This is a genomic window from Magnetococcus sp. PR-3 (assembly GCF_036689865.1).
Taxonomy (GTDB): domain Bacteria; phylum Pseudomonadota; class Magnetococcia; order Magnetococcales; family Magnetococcaceae; genus Magnetococcus.
In genome coordinates, this window is the sequence record NZ_JBAHUQ010000036.1 from 27,314 (window position 1) to 47,722 (window position 20,409).

General features: G+C 52.0%; 15 protein-coding genes. 1 reads left to right on the forward strand and 14 read right to left on the reverse strand.

Features of this window, described 5'->3' with window-relative positions; genetic code table 11:
- Positions 1-34: 34 nt before the first annotated feature.
- The 13 genes from V5T57_RS17285 to metX all read right to left on the reverse strand — a co-directional run bounded on the left by V5T57_RS17285 (position 35) and on the right by metX (position 16,171).
- Positions 35-4,768, reverse strand: coding sequence for an alpha-2-macroglobulin family protein (locus V5T57_RS17285; RefSeq protein WP_332892503.1), 4,734 nt, complete (start codon positions 4,766-4,768; stop codon positions 35-37).
- 126 nt (positions 4,769-4,894) lie between these two features.
- Positions 4,895-5,713: a TIGR03943 family putative permease subunit gene (locus V5T57_RS17290; protein WP_332892504.1), complete on the reverse strand. Its 819-nt coding sequence runs from the start codon at positions 5,711-5,713 to the stop codon at positions 4,895-4,897.
- Complete coding sequence (locus tag V5T57_RS17295; RefSeq protein WP_332892505.1) at positions 5,710-6,822, reverse strand: permease; 1,113 nt, start codon at positions 6,820-6,822, stop codon at positions 5,710-5,712. The genes V5T57_RS17290 and V5T57_RS17295 overlap by 4 nt, the downstream gene beginning before the upstream one ends.
- A gap of 154 nt (positions 6,823-6,976) precedes the next feature.
- Positions 6,977-7,807, reverse strand: a complete 831-nt coding sequence (locus V5T57_RS17300) for an SEL1-like repeat protein (protein ID WP_332892506.1) — start codon at positions 7,805-7,807, stop codon at positions 6,977-6,979.
- Between the two features lie 348 nt (positions 7,808-8,155).
- A complete protein-coding gene (gene hpf, locus V5T57_RS17305) occupies positions 8,156-8,467 on the reverse strand; it encodes a ribosome hibernation-promoting factor, HPF/YfiA family (RefSeq protein ID WP_332892507.1) in 312 nt (103 codons plus the stop codon).
- Positions 8,468-8,495: 28 nt separating this feature from the next.
- Positions 8,496-9,629: a sodium ion-translocating decarboxylase subunit beta gene (locus tag V5T57_RS17310; protein WP_332892528.1), complete on the reverse strand. Its 1,134-nt coding sequence runs from the start codon at positions 9,627-9,629 to the stop codon at positions 8,496-8,498.
- Positions 9,630-9,765: 136 nt separating this feature from the next.
- The gene (gene oadA / locus V5T57_RS17315) at positions 9,766-11,568 is read right to left on the reverse strand and encodes a sodium-extruding oxaloacetate decarboxylase subunit alpha (protein ID WP_332892508.1); all 1,803 of its coding nucleotides are present in this window, start codon (positions 11,566-11,568) and stop codon (positions 9,766-9,768) included.
- Between the two features lie 150 nt (positions 11,569-11,718).
- Positions 11,719-11,958, reverse strand: a complete 240-nt coding sequence (locus V5T57_RS17320) for an OadG family protein (RefSeq protein ID WP_332892509.1) — start codon at positions 11,956-11,958, stop codon at positions 11,719-11,721.
- Positions 11,959-12,094: 136 nt separating this feature from the next.
- Positions 12,095-12,976 carry an ATP phosphoribosyltransferase gene (gene hisG / locus V5T57_RS17325; protein ID WP_332892510.1) on the reverse strand — a complete coding sequence of 294 codons (882 nt, stop codon included), beginning with the start codon at positions 12,974-12,976 and terminating at the stop codon, positions 12,095-12,097.
- A gap of 44 nt (positions 12,977-13,020) precedes the next feature.
- Positions 13,021-13,770, reverse strand: a complete 750-nt coding sequence (locus V5T57_RS17330) for a phosphoglycolate phosphatase (protein WP_332892511.1) — start codon at positions 13,768-13,770, stop codon at positions 13,021-13,023.
- Between the two features lie 29 nt (positions 13,771-13,799).
- Positions 13,800-14,354, reverse strand: a complete 555-nt coding sequence (gene hpt / locus V5T57_RS17335; protein ID WP_332892512.1) for a hypoxanthine phosphoribosyltransferase — start codon at positions 14,352-14,354, stop codon at positions 13,800-13,802.
- 3 nt (positions 14,355-14,357) lie between these two features.
- Positions 14,358-14,990, reverse strand: coding sequence for a methionine biosynthesis protein MetW (metW, locus tag V5T57_RS17340; RefSeq protein ID WP_332892513.1), 633 nt, complete (start codon positions 14,988-14,990; stop codon positions 14,358-14,360).
- The gene (gene metX / locus V5T57_RS17345; RefSeq protein ID WP_332892514.1) at positions 14,987-16,171 is read right to left on the reverse strand and encodes a homoserine O-acetyltransferase MetX; all 1,185 of its coding nucleotides are present in this window, start codon (positions 16,169-16,171) and stop codon (positions 14,987-14,989) included. The genes metW and metX overlap by 4 nt, the downstream gene beginning before the upstream one ends.
- 320 nt (positions 16,172-16,491) lie before the next feature.
- Here metX and V5T57_RS17350 point away from each other — a divergent pair, with 320 nt between their 5' ends.
- Positions 16,492-19,695 carry a PAS domain S-box protein gene (locus V5T57_RS17350; protein ID WP_332892515.1) on the forward strand — a complete coding sequence of 1,068 codons (3,204 nt, stop codon included), beginning with the start codon at positions 16,492-16,494 and terminating at the stop codon, positions 19,693-19,695.
- A 12-nt stretch (positions 19,696-19,707) separates the two neighbouring features.
- On the opposite strand, the gene V5T57_RS17355 is transcribed toward V5T57_RS17350, so the two are convergent.
- Positions 19,708-20,334, reverse strand: a complete 627-nt coding sequence (locus V5T57_RS17355; protein WP_332892516.1) for a histidine phosphatase family protein — start codon at positions 20,332-20,334, stop codon at positions 19,708-19,710.
- Positions 20,335-20,409: the final 75 nt, after the last annotated feature.

Consider the following 20,409-nt stretch of genomic DNA (forward strand, 5'->3'; position numbering starts at 1 on the left):
AGCAGTATGCTATACAGCCATGGTGTCAGCGGTTTCAGCGGTCACCACTCCCCCTGGGCAAGACATGAAGAACATCTTTGCTTGGCATAACGCCTTGCCACTCGGGTGCATACATATCTTCCACACGAACGCCGGGTACCAGATATCGCCCAGGTGTGACCAGACGAACGCGGTAGAACAGATCCGTTTGTGCGTCTTTGTTAAAGGTAAGCGCAGCCATATAGCGATCTTCCAAGAACTCCTGATGGGTCAGTTTGCTTTGATTGGCGCGCAGCTTGATGCCATCAATCGTCACGTCTGGCAGCTGCAAATTTGGATCAAGCCTGGGGTTTTCGATCTCAAACCCCGCCGGGAGCATATCCTCAATCAAGCCTTGTTTGACATGCCGGTTGGCCTTACGCACGGTTAACCGGACCAAAAGCCGCAGACCACTGGATACTTTTAAGCGGGAGAGATCTTCCCCAAGGTCTATCCCTTCAAGCGTATAATAACGGCGTTGAATGTGAAGGTTCTGCATGGCACCTGTTGGGGCCTGTTTGGCATAGCCACTTAAGGTTGCACGCAGGTATTTTCGTTCTTTTGAGTGGTTTTCAATACGTGGTTTTTGGCTTGGATCGATCGTTATGAGCTGATAGGTCGGAGCCTCTGCCTGGGTTTTGCGTGTCATGCGATAGGCTTGGAATAGGGCAAAGCGCTCTTGTGTGCTGTACCACTGGCGACCTTGCATCTGTGTTTGTAAGGAGAACAGTAAGGGGGTTAAATCCAGGTTAGCGATCTTCTCTTTATGTAACAGGGCATAGATCCAGGCTGTATCCCGTACCGTCGAACCATAGTCATACAGAGCGTTGGGGGCCTGTTGACGGGGGGTCTTAAGCGCATGCAAGATCAGCTCTCTTCCCCGTTGTTTCTGGCCCTGGCGTAACATCGCGATCCCCAAGTGTACAAAGGGTAGGGGGCTCTGCATCTTCTTGGGGCGTGTTTCATACAACTGGCGTAAGGTACCCGGTGCTGCTTTTTTTGCATACGAGAGCAGGAAGGCGGCATAGGAGCGGATGGCAAAGTTACCTTCATCGGTCAAACCACGATCAGGCTGCTGGTAGCGTTTGAACAGATAGCGTAAAGCCTTAGTGAGTTGGGGTTTGGGAATGGAAAAACCTTGCTCAATGGCATGGAACATTAAATCTACCACATAGGCGGTGAGCCAAGCCTCCTCTGGGTTGCGACTACTCCATAAACCAAAGGCTCCACTCTGTTTTTGCATGCCCGCTATACGTTCAAAGCCCGCTTTAACCGCTTTTAACCGGGTGCTACGATCCATGGGTTTTTTAATACCAAAGCGCTTGGCCATGGCAGGGTCCACATAAAGCAGCGGCCACATACGGCTGGAGGTCTGTTCAAGGCAGCCATAGGGGTAGCTTATAAGGTTGCGGATGGCATCCCCTGCATCTATCGGGGGTTGGTTGGAGAGTGTCACCCCCAGGGTGGCTGTGCCCGGGATCAATTGATTCAGATTGTCATCCGAGAGCGCCCAATGTTGGCCGGGTTCAAGGGCCAGAGTGTAGCTTTCGGTGGTGGGGGTATAGGGGGGGCGCACCGCAATAGACCATTGGCGTTGTTTCTCTACCCCTTGCCCTTTGGCGTGGATCGTCAGGGTACCTGAGCCAAAGCCTGGTTTGGCTTGTAAGGGTAGCACCAGGGTGGTGCGCGCACCTTTGCTTAGGGTGACCATTTTTTGTGGCAGTGTGGTCTCAAGCAAGCCGCTTTGTTGAAGGCTCAGGATCAGGGTTTGATCCTTCTCGCTGTGATTATGGAGATCCAGACTTAAGCGGCTACGGTCACCGGGTGCCATAAAACGCGGGGTTGATGCCTCCATAACCAGAGGGGCACGAACCACCATCTCTTGTTCGGCATGACCAAAGGTACGATCGGTATAGGCTATGGCCATTAACCGTAACGTCCCGTTAAAATCTGGCAGCTTTAGAGCCACTTGAGCCGTTCCATCTGCACCAAGCTCAATAGGCTTAGGGGTGATTGCCACAATCTGGACCGTTGGTTTAATCCGTGGCCCACCATGATCTGCAGCGTCCATATCGCCCCCAAAGCGGCGTTTGGCCCAATCCCCCTTCTTCGCTTCCATAACCCGATGATAGAGATCATGCATCTGCCCACTGTAGGCCAGTTTCTCAAAAAAGAAGCGATTCGGATCCGGGGTTTTAAAACGGGTAATGTTGAGCACGCCAACATCCACCGCGACCAGTCGTATATGGGTTTTTGGTGGAAGAGAGCCGGTGACACGCACGGTGGCCTGAACGGTCTGTTCCGGCTCTACAAGTGTAGGGGCATCAATCTCAAGGGCCAGTTTTCGGTCCTGCCGGTTGAGAGGTAGGTGCAACATGCCGACAGCACGTGTGGGGGTCCGTATACTATCCATGCCGTGTGGGCGTAGATGCATCGTGGATATGTACAGGTCATGGCGGTTCCAGCTTTGGCCAACAGGAATCTCCACCGTGGTCCCTTGGGCGGGTGTATCAACCCATTTTTTAAAGAGCATCTGGTCCGACTCAACCATCACCAGTGTGCGACCAGCATGGGGTGGGCGCAGGCTTAGCTGAACGGTGTCACCAAGGTTGTAATGGGGTTTGTCTAAGGTCATAGCGACCCGATCCGGGCGGGCGCTGGGGGTGTTGTCTCCACGGGACCAACCCGCTTTAAAGCGGTGAATGCTCTTGAGCCCTGTTGAGGGATCGAGTATCTCCAGGCGGTGGTCGCCCCATTGGGCATTAAAGCTGATTGTAGCTTTTTTGCCCTGCACCAGGTTTAGATCCTGTTCATGAATGGCATACTCAGACTTGGTGATGTTGTGGTGCCACCCTCTACTGTCACTATAGACCCAACTGTAGTTACGCTCTTCATAGATCACTTTGATCTGTAGATTCTGCGCCTGAAGCAAGGCACCCTTTTTATCGGTACGGATCACCTCAAACGAGGTGGGTTTGTCCCGAGGGGCATAATCCCCGTCATAGAGGGGGCGTATACCCACCAGTTGCTGGGCTGGCCATAGGGAAGTACGAAGGGTACGGGTAACCGCACGACCACCGGTTTCGTTAAGATCCACCCTTAGACGAAGTTGGGCAGGTTCTTGTAGTTTAAAATCTGCGAGGGGTAGGTTAAAAACCTGGTGACCATGTTGGTCCAGCGTCAGGCTTTGTTCTGACCATTGGTGTAGGCGGGAAGAGGCGGTGCTGTTGCCAAAGAAAAAGTCTGGCCACTGCGGTATCGGGTGGGTGTCCTCATGCAAACTGGCAAAAACGTCGGCACGTAACCCAGCTGCAGGGGCGCCGTAGAGAAAATCCCCCTGTAAACCAACCTGCCAGCCCTTCTCTAGGGTTGCCCCCGTTGGATTATTCTTGAGTTGAAGCTTTAACCGTTCGGGTAAAAAAGGCTCGACCTGAAAGCGATACTCCCCTTCAGCGGGGCGTTTTTGTTCGGCTGCAACCTGTACCCGCCACTGCCCAGTTTGAACATCATCAGGTAGTTTAAAGATAATGCGGGTATAGCCTTGGGCATCGGGTAAAACCCAATCTTTTTTGGCCAAACGGCCATCGGGGCGGAAGATCTGGTAAAACAGTGTGCGCTTGGGTATAGGCGCGCCATCATGATCCCGTTGTAGTACCTCAACTAAAGCAGTTTCACCAGGCCGGTAGAGATCACGGGGTCCAAACAAAAAAGGTTTAATCGGTTGATGGTTGGGCCCATGGATGGAAAATTCCGAGAGATCCAGTTCACTACGATCCAAGGGAAGCATGGCAAAATGTTTGCCGCGTCTGGCTAGGATAAGACCGGACAGATCTTTGTCACTGCGCAGGGCCACATGACCTTGTGTATTGGTTCTGAGCACTAAGGGTTTAAGATCCTCCCGGTGCAGGGTTATCTCGGTATGGGCCAGGGGTTGACCATCGGTCAAACTAACCGCAAACAACTCGGCTTGTTTTTTCCCATAACGGCGTAGATGAAGACCAATATCGGTGACAAAAAAATAGCTGGCTTCGTACTGATGGAACTGACCAGGGCGGCGCATGACAGCAACATATAGCCCGGGTAGCTGTAGTTGCGGTATCTCACCAATGGGGAGGTTGGTGGTCAGGGTCTGGTTGGGGTCTCCCCCCGTACGGTAGCGACCACTGTAGACACTCTCACCATCTCCTGCCCAATCACTGGCCTCCCAAGCTTCTATCGCCCGCTGGCCACGGGATGTAAAGATCCCCCCAAACTTGATGACTGCTGCATCCTTTACCCGAATAAACTCCACCATCACTTCCGGTACATTAACGGTGGTAATGGGTAAGCCAACCTCTTTACGGGCCGGAATAACCAAACCATTGGCCGCAAAGTTAAAGCCGGGTGGGCGGGCTTGGGTTTTGATCTTATAGACCTTACCCAATTGCAGAAGCTCGCCACCCTTGGCGATAACTCCCGGTTCTACCGCAATTTCATAGCGGGTTGAAGGTTGTATGAATGGGAAATAGAGTTGCTGCCCATCCTCGCTTTTTACCCAGCGACCACTGACCGGTTTATCTTTGAGAAGAACGGAGATCTTCCATTGGCTTTGATCTGCTTCGGCCAGTGGATGGGAAAAACGTAACATCAGGGCTGGGCGCCCATCCAACAAGCGTTCATCTGCCTGAATAATTTTAAAGGGCGCTGCAGATAGCACCTGAGGAAATGCCCCGAGAAGCAGTGTAAAGAGGATTAAAAGACGGATGACCATAAGGGAATCCTTATTAAGCTTTTAAAAATGGAGTATCTCTAAAAACTGTAGAGCAAGGCAGGAAACAGCACAAGGCTAACCCCACCCCCTAAGCGTGTGTTACCAAAAAAGCGTAACCATAGGGGGTTAGGGAATGGCGGCTAGCCAAAAAAGGTAGGGTTGCTTGGGGGCTGAGGTGGGTTTAACTGAGGTGACGGTTAAACCCAGGATCTCCTCCCCTTCAATGGTATTGCTGGTGGTACCTTCCATCTCCAGCCAAGCATCCTTTACAAGCCCCTTAAGCATATCTTGTGGATCTTCTAAAAGTAAGCCAATGGGTGAGGCATCTGCCGCACAGCACGCAATGGCATAGCGGTAAAGAAGAGACATATTACCCTGGTGCCCAGGTTTATACTGTTGAACCTGTTGCGCATTTAGGCGCATTAAACGTCCAACCACCTTAACATGGGCCCCTGACTTTAAGGCTTCATGGCTATAGATATCGATCAGGTTGACATCAACCCGCTGACCGGAGGCCAAACTGGCAGGATCAAACCCTTGAATATTGGACTGTTCCGCACCCTGTACTCGGATGGTGGAAAACCTTAAATTCTGCTCTTGTTGTAAAGTCAGGGTGGTAACGCCAGTAATCCAAAACAGTAGCCAGGGTACAAAGTGGACCGCTGAAACGGCCAGTAGCTTAATCGGCTGAGGTGGCCCTTGTTGATGGTCATGATCGTGATGGTGACAGGTCGATGCCTCAGCCCCACGAGAGAGGTTTTGCCAAGCTTGGGTGATCAGAATTATGAGCATTAACCACCAGCCTGCACGCAACAGGGTGCTCTGTAAACTGGCCAGGTAGGCGGTATCATAACCCCCAAAGGTAATCCACCCCATAAACATCAACCAACCGCTCATCTGAAAAACCGGCGCCCAGAGTTGCCATTGTAGGATTAAACGGTTCATAACATCGCCCCCCCACCCATAAGCAGATCCAACTGCCCCCATAGCACCTTATCCATAAAGAGTAGGAAAAGGCTGGTCGCCAGAATAATGGCAAGGCTAAAGAGCACGATAAAACGGGCGCGAAATAGGGCGCTATACATCAGTAACAGTTTAATATCCAGCATGGGCCCTAAAACCAAAAAGGCCATATGGCTGACCACATCAAACTCCACAAAACTGGCCGCTAAAAAAGCATCGGCTTCTGAGCACAAAGACATGACAAAAGCGGCCGCCATCATAATAGCGGGACCCACCAAAGGATCCCCCCCCCATTGGAAGAGACTCTCTTGGGGGATGAATGTTTTCATGCAACTGGCCAGGAATACACCAAATAAGAAGTAGGGGGTAATCTCTAAAAAATCTTCACGGACATGAAAAGCCAAGTCTCGCCAAATCCCAGCAAGGCGCTGAGGTAACGACCGTTTTTTCTGAGCGATCTCAATGGGAATAAGGGTTGCTGGTGCCGGTTCAAAGGCCTCTGCATGGATCAGTGCCCGACGACGGCCATAGTGGTAAAAAAGCAGGGCAACCACAATGGCGACCATCACCCCCCCCAAACCCCGAAGCATGGGATAGATGGGGTCTTTATAAAAGGCCAGCCATGTGCCCATAAGGACCACGGGGTTAAAGATCGGTGCAGCCAGCAGGTAGGCCAAGGTATGGGGCAGGGGGAGCCCTTTTTTTAGAAGACGCCTAGCTACTGGCACCACACCACATTCGCAGATGGGAAAAAGAGGGGATGCCAAAACGACGGCAGGAATACCTAAAAAACCCAGACGTTTGGCCATATTGGGTAAAAAACCAGCCGGTACAAAAAGCTCAATCAGTGCTGAGGCTAAAGTACCCATAATCATAAAGGGTGCAGCCTCTAAGGTGATGGCAATAAAGTAGGTGGAGAAGTTTTCCCGCCAACGGTTTCCTTGGCTGGATTGGCCACTGAGAATCTGTTCTGCGGCGTCAGGTGCCAATAGTGTTGACAGCCAAGGGTTGAAAAACAGCGCGACAAACCCTACCAGAAGTAGGCTTAAAAAAAGTTTGTCTTGGGTGATGGTTGAGTGGCTGTGTGACATGGGAACCTAAAGGCTAGGGCGAATAATGTAATATTATTACATTGTGGCAGAACGCTATCCTACTCCGACCTTATGGTTTATGGAAAGGGTTTAATCTCATCTCTGTTTTTACGATAAATGGTCGGGAAGGGGGCTTGCCCTGGATCCTGCATGATTAAGGATGAGGTACACGGTTAAGGGTATGTAGCGCATGCTGTGCTTGTTTATGGCCTTTATAGGCGGCGGCTTGTAGCCACTTTTGTGCCGTGTGGTGATTGCTCTTAAGTCCATATTTACCCTTCAGGTAACATAGGCCTAACTCATATTGAGCTTGGATATGCCCCAAACCTGCCGCCCGGTGAAATCCCTGAATAGAGCGTTCAATCTCATGTGTCGTGGCGAACTCATCTTCTAAAAAAGATTTGGCCATATAGTACAGGACATGAGGGTTGTCCTTTCTGGCCCTAAGGATCCACCCTTTTTCACTTTGCCGTAATAAGGGGGAAGGGACCCAACTCGGGTCCGCCAATTGGGCCAACATGCCCTTGGCAAAATAATCCCCTTTTTGGGCAGCACGCTTAAACCACTGTTTGCCCCGCTCAAGATCCTTCTTGACGCCCGTTCCTGTTAAATACATGGCGCCCAGATAACCCATGGCGCGGACATAGTTGGCACGGGCGGCCCGTCGGAACCATTTTTCGGCAGAGCCCATATGCTCTAGGCCATAGCCCTTAAGCCGAAAAATGCCTAAATAGTAGTGTGCTTTGGGCATTTTGGTTTGTGCTGCTTGGTGCATCCAATGTACAGCTCTGCCCTTTTGTTTGGGTCCGCCTAAGCCAAAAGCGTGCATGCCTGCTAAGTAAAATTGAGCCTCTGCTTCACCTTGCCATGCGGCAATGGTCAGCCACTGTTTGGCTTTTTTATAATCCTGAAGCCCAAATGATGGAACCATATGTATCTGCCCAAGCTTTAACTGAGCTTTGGCATCCCCCAAAGTGGCATCCATAATATCTTCTTGCAGCCACAAGGGGGGCGTTGCCGTATATTGAGGGGGGGCAATGGGTGTTCTGTCTGGGGGGGAATAGGGTAGGTTAGAAGTCGCACAGCCAAATAACAGAGTGACCAGCAGGGCAGAAAAACCAAGTTTATAGAACCGAGGCAATGATATTGGGGGTAATAAAGGAAAAAAGATCATTAAAAGCGTTCCTCTATGCCGTAGTCCCTGTGCAAATAATGTTTCGTATTTGAATTTTACGATAAAGAGATCATTAGGCTAAGCAGAAACGAGGGTTGTAACCCAAAAAAACCCCGCCAAAGGCGGGGTTTTAATTATGGGCTCGTGCTTATAGATGCATTAAGCGCGGGCGTGGCTCTTCTTGGTCTTCTCGGCCCACGTTTGCAGCTCATGGGTCAGGGTGTCCAAAGCTTCGTTAACCGCCGGAATAACTGTTGCTGCCTCTTTAGTGGAGGAGATGGTGTTGCCCGGTACATTAATGACCGTCTTTACCTCAGCACGTTGCGCATTTTTGTGCGACTTCCGCTCTATGCTCACGCGGGCGTGGGTAATAGGTCCAAAACGCTGATCCAGGGTCTGGAGCCGCGTGGTGATGCGATCGCGCAGCTCGTTACCGATATCCATTTGGCGGCCTTCAAGCTTGAGTTCCATAGTGTCTTCCCTCTACGAAGGGTTTGTATTATCCGCCAACGATAGCCAGCAATACACCAGCTGCAACGGCGGAGCCGATGACACCTGCCACATTGGGTCCCATGGCGTGCATCAGCAGAAAGTTATGATGGTTTGATTCTAATCCTACCTTATTTACCACCCTGGCCGCCATAGGAACCGCACTTACCCCCGCAGCACCGATGAGCGGGTTGACCTCTCCATTGGTCAGACGGCACATCAGTTTACCCATGAGAACCCCAGTCGCTGTACCAATACCAAATGCGATCATACCCAGAGCCAGGATACCCAGTGTTTCAATGCTCAGGAATTTATCGGCAGAGAGCTTGGTGCCTACAGCCAACCCCAGGAAGATGGTGACAATGTTGATCAGTTCGTTCTGAGCCGTCTTAGAGAGACGTTCCACAACCCCACACTCACGCAGCAGGTTACCAAAGGTAAGCATACCGATCAGTGGTGCGGCAGAAGGAAGGAACAGTGCGCACAGAAGTAAGACCAGCAGCGGGAAGAAAACCTTTTCGGTTTTACTGACGGGACGCAACTGGGTCATCTCAATCTTGCGCTCATCCTCAGTGGTTAGGGCTTTCATAATAGGCGGCTGGATAATGGGCACCAGTGCCATATAAGAGTAAGCCGCAACCGCAATGGCACCCATGAGATCTGGCGCCAGTTTGGAGGAGAGGAAGATGGCTGTGGGTCCATCGGCACCACCAATAATACCAATGGCAGAGGCATCCGCCAGTGAGAATTCAAAACCGGGTAAGGCGTTCATCGCCAAAGCACCGATTAGGGTCACAAAGATGCCAAACTGTGCAGCAGCGCCCAAAAAGATGGTGCTGGGTCGGGCGATAAGCGGCCCAAAATCCGTCAGTGCGCCAACCCCTAAAAAGATGAGGAGTGGGAATACACCGGAGCCAATACCAATCTCATAGACACTGTAGAGCATCCCGCCGGGTTCATTTAGTCCAGACAGGGGTATATTGCTGAGTATCGTGCCGAACCCGATGGGAATCAGCAACAGGGGCTCAAACCCCTTGACGATGGCAAGATAGAGCAGCAGGGCGCCGATGAGAATCATCAACGTCGTGTCCCACTGCAGATGGGCTAGACCAGTGCTTTGCGCCAGTACGCCCAATTTTTCCATGTACATGGTGACCTCCATAGCGTTGAGCCATTACCATGACTCAACACCCATAACCCTGTACAGGGTTATGGTAAGCATCATCAAAGCCTAAGGGGCGGTGTCGCTGCACCGCCCCTCGGCTCGGAGCGTTCAATCTTTAGAGCGAGATCAACACATCGCCCACACCAACAGCATCACCCTCTTTGCAGTTGATGGCACTAACCGTACCAGCAATCGGACTACGAACCTCAGTCTCCATCTTCATCGCTTCCATAATGATCACAACATCACCAGCAGCAACTTGCTGGCCAGCGGAGACCTGGATTTTGAAGATATTACCAGCCAAAGGTGCCTTCACAGGCTCACCGGTACCGGTCGCAGCCGCTGGTGCAGCAGCCGCAGCCGCTGGTGCAGCCGCAGCGGCAGCTGGCGCCACGTTGGCCACTTGACCCTGAGGACCAACCTGCACGTCATAAGAGGCGCCATTAACAACCACAGTATAAGCTTCGGTACCACCAGCTGCGGGTGCAGCAGCAGGTGCAGCCGCCGGAGCAGGCTCTTCTTCTTCCCAAGGCTTGGGCTCGAAGGCATCTGGGTTGTTACGGTTTTTCAGGAATTTCAAACCTACTTCGGGGAACAGGGCGTAGGTCAGAACGTCATCAATCGCGTCCGTAGCCAAGGCGATACCATCGGCGGAAGCTTTCTCTTTAAGCTCCTTGGTCAGGGCATCGACTTCTGGCTTAAGAAGGTCGGCTGGGCGGCAGGTAATGGCCTCTTCACCTTCATCCAGGCAGCGGGCTTGAAGCTCTTTGTTGACAGGAGCAGGTGTCGAACCATATTCACCACGCAGAATACCGCGTGACTCTTTGGTAATGGTCTTGTAGCGCTCACCCATCAACACATTGAACACAGCCTGGGAGCCAACAATTTGAGAAGTCGGGGTCACCAGAGCGATGGTACCCAGATCTTTACGTACGCGGGGAATCTCTTCCAGCACGGCATCCAGTTTATCGGCAGCACCCTGCTGCTTAAGCTGGTTTTCCATGTTGGTCAGCATGCCACCTGGTACCTGAGCGATCAGGATACGGGAGTCGACACCCTTCAGGGAGCCTTCAAACTTGGCGTACTTTTTACGAACTTCACGGAAGTAAGCAGAGATCTCTTCCAGTGCGATCAGGTTAAGACCTGTATCACGTGGAGAGTTTTCCATAATCGAGACAACAGACTCGGTAGCCGAGTGGCCATAGGTCATGGACATGGAAGCGGTGGCACTGTCCACCATGTCGATACCCGCTTCAGCGGCTTTAACGATGGTCGCTGTGGAGAGACCCGTTGTGGCGTGGCACTGCATGGCAATCGGCACATTAACAGCGGCCTTCAGCTTGGTGACCAGCTCGGTGGCCACATAGGGCTTAAGCAGACCAGCCATATCCTTGATGCAGATGGAGTCAGACCCCATATCCTCAAGCTTTTTGGCCATATCCACCCACATGTCGATGGTGTGGACGTCGCTGATGGTGTAGCTCAAGGTACCCTGTGCGTGCTTGCCAACCTTTTTGGTCGCCTTAATGGCGGTCTCAAGGTTACGGGTATCGTTCATGGCGTCGAAGATACGGAAAACGTCAATTCCATTTACCGCACAACGCTCAACAAACTTTTCCACCACGTCATCCGCATAGTGGCGATAGCCCAAAATATTCTGACCACGGAATAGCATCTGCAAAGGGGTCTTAGGCATGGCTTTTTTCAGCTCACGCAGACGCTCCCAAGGATCTTCGCCCAAAAAGCGGATACAGCTATCAAAAGTTGCACCACCCCAGGCTTCAATGGACCAAAAGCCCACTTCATCCATTTTAGGCGCGATGGGGAGCATATCCTCCAAGCGCATGCGGGTGGCAAACAGAGATTGATGGGCGTCACGCAGGGCCAGTTCGGTGATTCCGAGGGGCTGCTTGTTCATGGCGTTCCAAATCCTCGATAGGTTGTTGAGAATCTTCTCGTTCCCACACCGGTTGGAGCCTTGTCGTTTGGAGGCGGATTATACCGGTGCAGGCTCAGCACGGCCCAGGATGGTAGACCGTGGCTGAAACAATGGCGATGTCGCTGGATCTCAGTGACGGTTCGCCCGATACCGGTGTACTGCTGCCGAGATGGCCGCAATATGATCCGGGGGTATACCTTGTGTAGAAGCTACCGCAGGTGCCGCTGGCGGCTGGGGCAGTTTGGATTCAATCCACATGGCTAATCGGGACATCTGTCCCACCAGGAAGACCAGCATGGTCAAAAAGATAAACACGGTGCCCATACCCAGCACCATTAAACCTAGACCTTCTGAGAGCAGTTCGCTCATCTCCATACCAACATGCCTCGCATAAAGAGTGGTGCGTTTTTGTCTGCAAAAACACTACAACATAAAGGGCTTATACCCGTCATTATCAAAACGGATTATCAGCCCCAAACATGCCTGCTATGTTCCAAAGTAGTACTTATACCACTTTTTTTAGTTCGTATTCCACAATTCCTTCCGCACCTGCAAAAACCAGTTTAGGAATCAGGTCACGGATTTGATCTCGATCCACCACGGTTTCCACCGCATGCCAGCCACTATCCTTTAAAGGATTGACGGTTGGCGCATGCAGGCTGGGCAGCAGATTGCACACGCCGTCTAAGTTTGCATCGGCCACATTAAGCTTCAGCATCGACTTGTGGTGTGCTTTTAATGATGCGTTGAGCATCATATACAGTTGTTCAATCTTAGCGCGCTTCCAGGGGTCTTCCATGGCGGCGGGGTTGGCAATCATACGGGTATTGGTGAAGAGCAGATCTTCAACAATGCGTAGGCCGTGGGCACGGATGGTGCTGCCGGTCTCGGTGATCTCAACGACGGCATCGACCAAACCTTCAACCACTTTCGCCTCTGTCGCTCCCCACGAGTAGCGAATGTCGGCTTTAATGCCACGCTCTTCAAAGAGGCGCTTGGTGGTTTTGATCAACTCGGTGGAGACCACTTTGCCGTCAAGATCTTCCAGTTTTTTAACGGGGGAATCTTTGGTAACAGCAACCACCCAGCGGCATCCATGGCTGGAGGATTTGGAGTAGTCCAATACACCCAGTTCATGAATTTTATCTTCGCACTCTTGCTCCAGGATCCAGTCAAAGCCGGTCAAGCCGACATCTAACGTACCATCAGCACAGTAAGGCGCCATCTCCTGAGGTTTGATCAGGGCAGGCTTGATCTCCGGATCATCGATGGTGGGAAAGTAGTTGCGCGAGCGGTTGACGATGGTCCAACCCGCTTGCTTGAACAGTTCGATGGTGGAGTCCTGTAGGCTTCCCTTGGGAATCCCCAGTTTCAGTTGCTGGGACATGGTCTGTCCTTTTCCTTAAGCTCAAGTTCTGCGTCGTTGGACGCTTAGTTATCCAATACCAGTAAGGGGGTGATCTCCCCAAAGCGATCCACAAGGCGGTCGGGTTCAAGCTCTGCGATATCACCGTGACGGTTATAGCCGTAGGTGACGGCCACAACCGGAATACCTGCATTCCGAGCCGCATGGATGTCGTTATCTGAGTCACCGATCAAGACCGCCTCATCAACAGCAACAGCCATATGCACGGTGGCATGGTAGAGCATCTCTGGCTCTGGTTTACGGGTTGGTAGACTATCCCCCCCCACCACAACCTTGAAAAAATGGTCCATCTTTAGCTCTACCAACAGTTTTTTGGCCAAAAACTCTGGCTTGTTGGTGACAACCCCCATAGCAAACCCTGCTTCTTGAAGGGTTGTTAAGGTCTCGATTACACCCGCATAGGCGTGGGAGTCGTCAGCAATGTGCTCGGCATAATAGTCTAAAAACAGTTCAACGGCTGCTTCAAAATCGGCATCCTCAACAGGAGGTTCGGCACCCATGCCCCAAAAACCACGGGCTAACAGGGATCGAGCCCCACTACCAACCAGATATTCCACCTCATCCGGGTCTAGTGTGTCCAGGTTGCGGCTCTTCAAAACGTGGTTCATGGCACCGGCTAAATCTGGGCCGGTATGGACCAGTGTACCGTCCAGGTCAAAGAGCAACGCGCGGCAAGGGGGGAGTGCGGGCTGGCTGGGCGAAGGAAGTCCGGCGGAGACCTCCTTGGGAAACGATAGAATTTTAGCACTGCTCATGAAGGTATCATCCCATTCAGGCTGTGACGTTAACTGTAGGCTTCCGGCGGGACAATCCCAACATAGGGCAGTTCACGGAAATGGTTGTCCCAGTCAATGCCATACCCCACCACAAAAGCGTCGGGCACCTCAAAACCGATAAAGTCAGCGGTAATAGGCTGTTGGCGTCGGGCCTGCTTATTGAGCAAGGTGCAGGTCAATACTTCGTGGGCGCCTTGTTCTTTTAGGAGAGACATAACATGCATAAAGGTATTACCGGTATCAAGGATATCATCAACCAGCAGTACGTGACGCCCCTTCAGCGGTTCCTTGACCGCCAGTGTGACCTCAACCTGACCGGAAGACTCAGTACCACGGCCATACGAGGAGACGGCCAGAAAATCCAGTTTGGGTCTGGCCCCTTGGCGACCCATCTCGCGGAGCAGGTCCGCGGCAAACAGAAAAGATCCCTTAAGTAACGCCACCAACAGTGGCTCTGGCCCCATTTGCGCAATAATCTCTTTGGCCAAGCTCTCCACACGCTGCTGAATTTTATCTTCTGTAATGAGTGGAGTTGGTGTGACATCTCGAGGATGCATGGGCATGGGTTATTCCTTCTCAAGAAGAAAAACGGCCATTGGGGAGAGCCAGTTGGCCATAAATTGCATCCATGGCACTTTGGAAACCTGAAGAGGTAGCCCGCCTTTTACATCGCCACTGGCTGCTAAAGGGATCTGCTTGACGATACGAATGCCTAACTCATGGCAAAGATCCTGGAAGTCCAGCAAGGTACACATGCGGATGTTTGGCGTGTCGTACCACATGTAGGGTAGAACACCGCGCTGGGGTACCCGCCCGGTCGTCAGTAGCTGCCAGCGAAAACGCCAGTGGCCAAAGTTGGGGAAGGAGACAATACCCCGGCGGCCAACCCGTAACATCTCGTCCAACACAAAAGCTGGGCGGTGAATGGCCTGGAGTGTGTGGGAGAGCAGGACATAATCAAAGGTGGCGTCAAAATGGTCAGATAACCCTTGATCCATGTCGCCTTGATAGACAGGTACACCATGGGCAATACAGCTCTGCACACCCTCGGGTGAGATCTCGACACCAATCCCTTTGCACTGCTTGCCATGAATGAGATGGTGCATCAACAGGCCATCACCACAGCCAAGATCCAACACCCGACTCCCCGGCTCAATCATGGAGGCGATGGTGCTTTGGTCAACGCGTAATGAGATCATGCTTGGCCTCCGGTCTCATCTTGCCAAATACGCAACATGAAGGCGCCTAGAGACTTCTCATAGCTGCTATGGGGCAGCAAGAAGGCATCATGTCCCGCGGGGGAGGCAAACTCCTGAAAGGTGCAATCTTTTAAGCTGCGGTGAAGAATGCGGACCAGCTCCTTGGAGCGGCTGGTATCAAAACGCCAATCGGTATCAAAGCTCATCACTAAAAAACGACTCTCAACCCCGGTTAGTTGCTCCACCGTGGTTTTGGCATCAGGGAAGGGGTCAAAATAGTCCATGGCTTTGGTGATGTAGAGATAAGAGTTGGCGTCAAAGCGCTTCACAAAAGAGGAGCCCTGGTAGCTTAGATAGCTCTCTACCGCAAAATCGGTCTCAAACCCGTAAGATAGGGACTCCCGATCTTGCAGTTTTCGGCCAAACTTCTCATGCAACCCCTGCTCAGAGAGGTAGGTGATGTGTGCCATCATGCGGGCCAACGCAAGGCCGCTTTCAGGACGGGCTTTAACGCCGCTGTCACTCTCAATGGTGTAGTAGTCGCCACCATTAAAGTGGGGATCGGCCATAATGGCCTGTCTGGCCACCGCATTAAAAGCGATGTTTTGTGCGGTTAAACGCGGTGTTGCGGCAATAATCACACTGGCCGGAACCATCTCAGGATAGTCCAGGGCCCACTGCAAGGCTTGCATGCCGCCCATGGAACCGCCAGCCACAGCCATTAACCGGTCAATGCCCAGATGGTTAACCAGTGCCCGTTGTAGCCTTACAATATCCCCAATGGTGATCATGGGGAAGTTTAGGCCATAGGGCATGCCTGTCTCTGGGTTGATGCTGCTGGGTCCTGTGGTCCCATCGCAGCCGCCCAAATTATTGCTGGCGATCACAAAATAACGGTTGGTGTCGAAAGGTTTGCCTGGGCCAATGTAATGGTCCCACCAGCCTGGGCGTTTATCCTCAGCGCTGAGGTAACCGGCGGCATGGGCATTACCAGAGAGGGCATGGCAGACCAACACCGCATTGGAGCGATCTGCATTTAAGGTGCCGTAGGTCTCGTAGGATACATCCACGCCGGGCAGAGGCGTGCCGCAATCCAACTGCAGCGGGTTGGCTGCATCAAAGAGCCGCACCGTCTGGGGGGTAACGATACCAACCGAAGCGGTCTGGGAATCGTGAGTCATATTGTTTAAGTCCACGCTTGTTACGGGAGCCCTTTCTAACGAAGGCTCCTCCGAACGGGTAGGGAAACGATCTTCATACCCTATTGTGGGTCAAAGGTCAATATGGGATGCCTTAAAGCAGGGGGCGAAAGAGGGAAAGATGAGGGGAAACCCCAAAATATAACCCCTGGCAGATGTATATGTGGCTGTATGGCATAGAAAAGGGTAGGAAAACACCAGAAACTCATGCAGTATGCCTAGGTATCTCTATGGTTGCTAACCGAATAATCCACAAGATGCTGCAAAGGTGGACAATGGGAATAAGGTTAGGCGTGTGGATTATGTTGCTGTGGCTGCTGCCCTCTGTTGCCGCTGCGCAGTTGCCTGCCCGGTCCATAGAGGTTACTGCCGCGGTATTGACCGATTTTCCACCACTTTATAGCTTGGATGATATAGGGCGCCCACAAGGGCTGGCCATTGATCTGCTGCAGGAGGTCGCCAGAAAAGCCCAATTGAAGCTTACCTTCCGGGTGGTAAAAAATTGGGGTCAGGCCATGGACCTTATTCGGCAGGGTGAGGCCGATCTCATCCCGGGTATTGGTATCAGTCCCACCCGTCAGGCCGAGTTTCTTTTTACCCCCCCCATGGAAACCGTACCTGTTTCCTGCTTTGTGCGCCGGCAAAACACCACCATTCGTTCTTTAAGTGATCTGAGTGGTTACAGTGTGGGTGTCATGGCCCAAAGTGCGGCATTAAGTAAGCTCTCGTTAAAACCCCACATGCGGCTGTCAACCTATCAGTCCATTGATTCCGGCCTCTTTCAGTTGCTCTCGGGCCAAGTGGATGCTTTTGTATTCCCGCGCCCGATTTTGGAAAAGAAGGCGCGTCAGGCTGGGGTTCTGGATCGGATTAAGGTGGTTGGCCTGCCGTTGATGGATCTTAAACGGGGGTACTTGCTGCATCCCGATAATCCGGCGTTGCGGGACCATATAGCCTCCGCTTTACAAAGTATTACGACCTCTCCCCTTTATGGTGAGCTCTATACCCGTTGGTATGGGGCGCCTGAGCCTTATTGGAGTGCCAACCGGGTGTTTTGGTTAATGTCCGCTCTGGTTGTTATTCTGCTCATGGGTGGGCTGTTTTTTCGGATGCTCTCCATGGCCCGTTTTAACCGGGAGCTACAATCAAGCATGGCCGCCCGAGAAGCGGCAGAAAAAAAGCATATACGCAGCGAGGAGCGCTTTGCCCTGGCGATGCGTGGAAGTAATGATGGTTTGTGGGATTGGGATCTGGAGCAAAATGAGCTGACTTATGCCCAACGCTGGTATGAGATGATTGGCTTTGAAGCCGAAGATATGGACCATACTTTTGCCTCATGGCGTCGTCATATTCATCCTGATGATCAGGTGAAGGTTGAACAGGAAATTCAGCAATTCTTGGCTGGGGATCAGCACCACTACCAATCTGAATACCGTATGTTGCACCGAAATGGTCATGATGTGTCGGTGCTCTCCCGTGCCTTTGTTCTGCGAGATCCTCAAGGGCAGGCCATCCGTATGGTAGGTACCCATGTGGATATGAGTGAACGTAAAGCTCAAGAGCGGCGCTTGCGGGAAAGTGAAGAGAAATTTCGTATTTTCTTTGAGCAGGCGGTGGTGGGCATGGTCATGGCCGGTCTGGATCGCACCTTTATTGATACCAATCAGGCCTTTTGCCAAATGTTGGGCTATGGGCGTTCTGAACTCTGTTCCATGACATTCCCCCAAATAACCCACCCGGATGATCTGGAAGCTGATCTACATAATGTTCAAAAATTGCTCTCTGGCGAAAGTCATGCCTTTGAGATGGAAAAACGCTATATGCACCGTAATGGGCACCCTGTTTGGGGCCTGTTGAGTGCTTCTGTGGTTAGAAATGAGCACGGGGAGCCCGATTACTTTATTGCTCAAATCCTAAATATTGATGCACAGAAAAAAGCGCTAGAACAGCTCAGGCAGAGTGAATCACTCATGCGTGGTTATTTTGAGCTGGGCCTTATTGGTATGGCAACCACCTCTCCTGGCAAGGGGTGGGTGCATGTCAACGATAGACTTTGTGAGATCTTAGGTTATGAACGAGATCTCTTGGTGACCAAGACCTGGCGTGAGTTAACGCACCCGGATGACTTAGGCGCTGATCTAGTGGCGTTGGATAAGGTGATGACCGGGGCCTCGGACGGGTACACGTTGGATAAGCGCTTTATCCGTCAGGATGGGCAGGTCATCCATGCCAGTATCTCAGCCAGCTGTTTGCGTTTGCCCGATGGCAGTGTCGACTACTTTGTCGCCTTGGTGCAGGATATTAGTGCCAGAAAACGGATGGAGTTAGATCTACAGCAGGAGAAAGAGCGGGCGGAATCTGCCAACCGTGCTAAAAGTGCCTTTTTAGCGGTGATGAGCCATGAGATCCGAACGCCTATGAATGCCATTTTGGGTATGGCGGAGCTGCTGCGTGAGACCGAGCTGACCAATCGGCAAAACTGGTGTGTGGATACGCTGAACCGCTCGGGTGAGACCCTGTTAACACTGATTAATGATGTTCTGGATCTTTCCAAAATTGAGGCCAATCGTCTGACCTTGGAAAAGGTGGTTTTTGATCTGCCACAAGCGGTGGAAGAGATCTGTGCGCTGTTTAGTTATGAGGCCCAAGATAAAGGTTTGACCTTGGGTTATAACATGGACGCAGAGATTCCCCGCTTTGTGGAAGGGGACCCCATTCGACTGCGCCAAATTTTGATGAATATGGTGGGGAATGCCATCAAATTCACCAAGCGTGGTGAGATCTCGGTCAATTTGCTGCCTTGTGAAAAGGGGCAGATTAAGTTTGAAGTGCGTGATACCGGTGTGGGGATCTCTCCTGAGCACCAGAATAAGATTTTTCAGCCCTTTACCCAGGCGGATAGTTCTATTACGCGGGAGCATGGTGGTACAGGGTTAGGTTTAACCATCTGCATGCGTTTGGTGGGCCTGATGGGGGGTGAAATTTCACTGCATAGTGCTTTGGGTAAAGGCAGTGCTTTCCGCTTTAACCTTGATCTGCCCACGGCCCCGGAAGGCGCCCAACATCTTTTGGGTACCCCCAAAACCTTATCAGATGTTGCCTCGACATTGCGGATGGAATCTCTCGCACATCATGATGACCCCATTTTGGTGGTGGATGATGCTGAGGACAACCGTACGTTGGTGCAGGCCTTTTTAAAGAAAACCCGGTATCAATTGGTGATGGCTGAAAATGGTGCAGAAGCAGTAGCGGCCTTTAAACGGCATAGCTTTGCTTTGGTGCTGATGGATATTCAAATGCCCATCATGGACGGGTATGAGGCAACCCGGCAGATCCGTGGCTGGGAGAGCCAGACCAATGCCCGTCACACCCCGATTGTTGCGCTCACGGCCCATGCGCTGTCTGAGGAGTCTCAGCAGATCTTAGAGGTTGGGTGTGATATTCATCTGACTAAGCCCATTCGTAAAGCCAAGCTGTTGTCGGTGCTGGCTGAAGTGTTGGAGTAGGCAAAGCGGCCTTCAATCCCCTGTGGGCATGTGGTGTATCAGGCGTGGTAACGGTTGTCCGTCCACCTGATCCATGGCAATGCGAATACGGCATGCATAGGGGGTGACCAGTCGGGATAGGTTATTCATCGGCATGCCCAGAGCCCAGGCTGTCACCAGCCGTAAGATACCACCATGACCGACAATTAACAGATGTTGGCCCTTGTGTGCCTTAATCAAGCGCAGCAGGGTCGTGGTTACCCGTTTTTCAAAATTAGCCAGAGACTCTCCATCTGGGGGTGGGTTGCTCCAAGGATCTCGCCAGAATGCCGTAAGGGCTGGTCCATCGGGTGAGCTTAGGATCTCTTTGGCGGTACGTCCTTCCCAGGAACCAAAACTAAGTTCTTGCAGCCCAAGTTCTATGGCGAGGGGGAGCTCTCTCTGTTCGGCCAGCGCTTCGGCAAAATACAAACAGCGTTTTAGGGGGGAGGTGATGATCTGATCCCAAGGTTCATCTGGGCCCACGGCGGCGCGCATTTGAGTCCACCCCGTTTCACTTAAAGGGTCATCCAAACGCCCACGGTAGCGATCCCCGCCTTGTGGCTCACCATGGCGGATAAGGTCAATGGTCGGGCCGTATCCATCCATCAATTTATTCATAATCGTTCATTCATCCGTTAAATGACCCTTCAAAGCATGCAGTCAGGCCGCTTTGGGCTTTAACTTCGTTGCCAA

Coding starts and splice junctions, on each gene's coding strand:
- V5T57_RS17285 (WP_332892503.1), bottom strand. CDS start 4,768: ATGGTCATCCGTCTTTTAATCCTCTTTACACTGCTTCTCGGGGCATTT.
- V5T57_RS17290 (WP_332892504.1), bottom strand. CDS start 5,713: ATGAACCGTTTAATCCTACAATGGCAACTCTGGGCGCCGGTTTTTCAG.
- V5T57_RS17295 (WP_332892505.1), bottom strand. CDS start 6,822: ATGTCACACAGCCACTCAACCATCACCCAAGACAAACTTTTTTTAAGC.
- V5T57_RS17300 (WP_332892506.1), bottom strand. CDS start 7,807: ATGGATGCCACTTTGGGGGATGCCAAAGCTCAGTTAAAGCTTGGGCAG.
- hpf (WP_332892507.1), bottom strand. CDS start 8,467: ATGGAACTCAAGCTTGAAGGCCGCCAAATGGATATCGGTAACGAGCTG.
- V5T57_RS17310 (WP_332892528.1), bottom strand. CDS start 9,629: ATGGAAAAATTGGGCGTACTGGCGCAAAGCACTGGTCTAGCCCATCTG.
- oadA (WP_332892508.1), bottom strand. CDS start 11,568: ATGAACAAGCAGCCCCTCGGAATCACCGAACTGGCCCTGCGTGACGCC.
- V5T57_RS17320 (WP_332892509.1), bottom strand. CDS start 11,958: ATGAGCGAACTGCTCTCAGAAGGTCTAGGTTTAATGGTGCTGGGTATG.
- hisG (WP_332892510.1), bottom strand. CDS start 12,976: ATGTCCCAGCAACTGAAACTGGGGATTCCCAAGGGAAGCCTACAGGAC.
- V5T57_RS17330 (WP_332892511.1), bottom strand. CDS start 13,770: ATGAGCAGTGCTAAAATTCTATCGTTTCCCAAGGAGGTCTCCGCCGGA.
- hpt (WP_332892512.1), bottom strand. CDS start 14,354: ATGCCCATGCATCCTCGAGATGTCACACCAACTCCACTCATTACAGAA.
- metW (WP_332892513.1), bottom strand. CDS start 14,990: ATGATCTCATTACGCGTTGACCAAAGCACCATCGCCTCCATGATTGAG.
- metX (WP_332892514.1), bottom strand. CDS start 16,171: ATGACTCACGATTCCCAGACCGCTTCGGTTGGTATCGTTACCCCCCAG.
- V5T57_RS17350 (WP_332892515.1), top strand. CDS start 16,492: ATGTTGCTGTGGCTGCTGCCCTCTGTTGCCGCTGCGCAGTTGCCTGCC.
- V5T57_RS17355 (WP_332892516.1), bottom strand. CDS start 20,334: ATGAATAAATTGATGGATGGATACGGCCCGACCATTGACCTTATCCGC.